Genomic DNA, 3,657 nt, shown 5'->3' with positions numbered 1-3,657 from the left:
GAAAAAAAAAATAGCATCCTCGTAGCGCAACTCCCACCACCACTGGTGCCCGGTCACCCTGATTGTCAGCACAGCCTCCGAGCCTATCGCAGCCAGCGTCCTGTTGGCGAAAAAGCCTAGCAGCGTCAGTCCGATCAGGATGATGGCGGCCAGCCCGACGGCGGACGCGACCACGCGCATCTTGCGGCGTTCGGCCGCTTCGTCGAGTAAGAGGGGTTCATCGCCGGGACGCGATCGCATAACCAGCGGTGCTGCGAGAGCGATCATCACCAGCACCCACACAACCGCGCAAAGCGCGGTGAAGAACCAGATCAGCCAAGCCAACTCGCCGGCTGCGGGGCCTTTCGGATCCAGCGCCGACTGCCAGCCTGCGCATCCCTGCAGAAGAAGCAGGACACAGAGGGCGAAGGCCACCGAGGCCGGGCGCTTCACGGTGATTTGCCCAGTGTCGCGGCATCCGGCAGACGGTTTTCCGAGGGATGCACCATCATGCCGTCATTGCGTTGCGGCGCGGCGGAGGAGGGCGCGTTGCCGCCCAGTGCACGCACATATGCCGCCAGCTCCCATATCTGGTCATCGGGTATCTTCTGGCCGAAGCTCGGCATCCCGTTCGGCCTGCCGTCGCGGATCGTGGCGTGGATGCTTTCGATCGAGCTGCCGTAGAGCCACTTCTCGTCCATGAGCGCCGGGCCCATGCCGCCACCGCCATTGGCATGGCAGCCCGAGCAGTTGAACCAGCCGAACAGGCGTTTGCCCTCGCTCATGTGGAAGGCGTTGGCCTCGAAGCTCGCCGCCTTGTTATCGGTGGGGGAGGGTCGCTGTCCGCCCGGCTCCAACGTGGTCACGGGCGTCGGCTGCTCACCTGAGCCGAGTGCCGATTGCGGTCGCGTGTCGCGCTCCTCGCGCTGGCAGGCGACCAGGGCCAGCGTCAAGGGCAGTAACATCGCCAGAGCCTGCCTCATCGCGCCGGACTCCCGGCCATGTCCAGACGCGGTACGCCGTATTGCGCCAGAACCGCGTCGATCTCGGCCTTGTGTCTGGCAAGCGCGCTATTCACATCGCCACGCAGCGCATCGTCCTCGCGCCGAACACCCATTGAGATGTCGTACATTAGCGGCAGTTGCGGTCCGTCGATGCGAGGCGTGACCGGCGTGATCCGGAGCGACACCTTTTGCCTCTCGGCGAAATAGCCGGCGAGCGGACCCCAAACCACGGCAAGATCGATCTCGCCGTTCGCAACAGCTTCGACGATGCGCGCCGGAGGGTTGGGAGCGGAGTAGTCGCCATAGACGGGGTAGCCGATGAGGTGCCCGACGATGCCGCGGCGGCCAAGCGCCTGGACAGGCGGCGAGTTGGCGCCGTCGTCGCCGATGAGCTGAACACCGATACGCAATTCTTGCAACCGCGGGTCGTTGAAGGAGGCCACGTCCGGGCCGTCCTGGCGGGTTACGAAGACATAAGACGAACGGTAGTAAGGCGTGGTCGTGCGCAGCATTTCGAGATTGGCAGGCGTGCCGGGCACGAGATCGCAAAGGCCTGCCTTCAGCGTGTTGCGGATGAAGCCACGCCGCTGCGCCCACCAAGTGTACGTCAGCTTGGCGCCGAGATCAGTGGCGATAATTTCCGCGATCCTGTTCTCGAAGCCTTGACCGGCCGCGTTGGAAAACGGCATGTTGTTCGGGTCGGCGCACACTCTCAACTCACGTGGACTGGCAATAGCCGGCAAGAGCAACAAGGCGAGCCCGGCCATGCCGATCGCCACCCGTTGGAACGCCTTTCGCGCCGGACGTACGGTCAAGTCCGATCCATCAAGGCAGCCGGAACACATAAAGCGTGCCTCCCGCCGTGGTAGCGTTCTTTAGATCCTTCATCGCGTTGACGAAGCCAAGTGCCGCGGTGGCATCGCGTGGGTCGAGGTCGCCGGAAACGATGGCACCGGCCCAGCCACCGACGCCTGACAGAATTGCGACATATTGGTGCCCATCGGGGCCGCGATAGGTTATCGGCTGGCCGATGATGCCGGACGATGTCTTGAATTGCCAAAGGAGGTCGCCAGTCCTGGCGCTGACCGCCTTGAACCAGCCTTCCATGGTGCCGTAAAAGACGACATCGCCGGCAGTGACGACGGTGCCGCTCCACACCGGAAAGTTCTCCTTCAGGACCCAGGCCGGCTTGGCGGCGGCAACATCCCAGGCGGTGAAGGCACCACGATTGCCGCCCGGCCCGGGGATCATGCGTACGTTCATGCCGACATAGGGCGTGCCTGCGATGTAGTTTACCTCGACGCCTTCTTCATCCATGCAGAGATTGTTGTGGGGGATGTAGAGCAGGCCGGTCCTCGGCGAAAAGGCCGATGGCTGCCAGTCCTTGAGGCCGGACGCTGTCGGGCAAATGTCTCGCACCACCTTGCCGGTGCCGGTTCTCTTGTCGGGGTTTGCAATCAGGCGGCCGGTCTTCAGGTCGACGCCCTTGCTGGAATTGACCGGGCCATAGGCTGTGGCCGACAGCACCTCGCCAGTGGTCCGATCGAGGATATAGAGGTAGCCGTTGCGTTCCGGTCGGACGAGGACCTTGCGCGGCTTGCCTTGCCAGGTCATGTCCAAAAGGATCTGCTCGTTGATGCCGTCATAGTCATGGAGGTCATGCGGGCTCCACTGATAGAACCACTTCGCCGCTCCGGTATCGGGATCACGCGCGAAAATACCGGACGTCCATTTGTTGTCGCCGGGCCGCAAATCCGGATTCCACGGTCCTGGATTGCCTGTGCCGTGGAAAATCAAGTTCAAGTCCGGATCGTAGGAGATCCAGCCCCACATATTGCCGCCGCCGATCTTCCAGGCTTCCGGCGGCCATGTCGTCACGCCAAGGTCTGTGCCCTTGTCCATGTCATAGTGGGGCTTGAAGTCCGGGCCGATCAGCACATCCTTGTCGGGTCCAGTGCCATAAGCCGTCCAGACAATATGCCCGTCTCCGGCATCCAGCGCCTTGACCCAGCCGCGGACGCCCATTTCGCCGCCGGAATTGCCGACCAAAACTTTGCCCTTCACCACCAGCGGAGCCATGGTGATGGTCTCGCCGATGTTGATGTTGCCGATATGAGCGTTCCAGATCGGTTTGCCTGTGTTGGCGTCGAGGGCGATCGTGTGGCCGTCCAGCGTGTTGAAGAAGATGCGCCCGTCGGCGAAGGCCGCGCCGCGGTTGACGACATCGCAGCAGGCCACCCCTTGTGCCGCCGGCTCGGGGTTGGGCTCGTACTTCCACTTCATCGGCGCGCCGGGCCTGGAAAGGTCGAGCGCGTAGACGATGTTGGGAAAGGGCGTGACGATGTACATGATGTTGCCGACAACCAGCGGCGCTGCTTCCTGGCCCTTGTTCACGCCGGTGGAGAAGGTGAAGGCGACCTGCAGGTTCTTGACGTTGCCTTCGTTGATCTCGGTCAGGTCGCTGAAGCGGGTCGACGCGTAGTTCTTGGCCGGCATTGTCCATTGCCCGTCATCGGGTGGCGCGGCGGCGGCGGGCGGCGCAATAGCCGCCGCCGATGGCGGCTCCGAGGCACCGCTCAGGAATGGGCCGCATGCCAGCAGCATCACCGAGAGTATGCAGGTGCGAAAAGAATTCTCGGTCGCCAATGCGCGGGCGCCTCGTCCTGCGTCAACG

3 protein-coding genes and 1 pseudogene are annotated in these 3,657 nt (G+C 63.2%); all 4 read right to left on the bottom strand.

The window, feature by feature from the left end; all coding sequences use genetic code 11:
- Positions 1-432: pseudogene (locus EN939_RS11550) on the bottom strand (cytochrome c oxidase subunit II); the annotation flags it as partial.
- Positions 429-962 (bottom strand): c-type cytochrome, encoded by a 534-nt coding sequence (locus EN939_RS11545; RefSeq protein ID WP_127268117.1) that lies wholly within the window; start codon positions 960-962, stop codon positions 429-431. The pseudogene EN939_RS11550 and the gene EN939_RS11545, both read right to left, overlap by 4 nt.
- Positions 959-1,828 carry a substrate-binding domain-containing protein gene (locus EN939_RS11540; RefSeq protein WP_127268116.1) on the bottom strand — a complete coding sequence of 290 codons (870 nt, stop codon included), beginning with the start codon at positions 1,826-1,828 and terminating at the stop codon, positions 959-961. Before EN939_RS11540 ends, EN939_RS11545 begins: the two co-directional genes overlap by 4 nt.
- Positions 1,809-3,657: methanol/ethanol family PQQ-dependent dehydrogenase (locus EN939_RS11535; protein ID WP_335930790.1), on the bottom strand; the 1,849-nt coding region annotated here is incomplete at its 5' end. The genes EN939_RS11540 and EN939_RS11535, both read right to left, overlap by 20 nt.

The sequence above is a fragment of the Mesorhizobium sp. M7A.F.Ca.CA.002.05.1.1 genome, assembly GCF_003998335.1.
Classification (GTDB): Bacteria; Pseudomonadota; Alphaproteobacteria; order Rhizobiales; family Rhizobiaceae; genus Mesorhizobium.
This window is presented reverse-complemented; position numbering and strand designations above follow the sequence as displayed.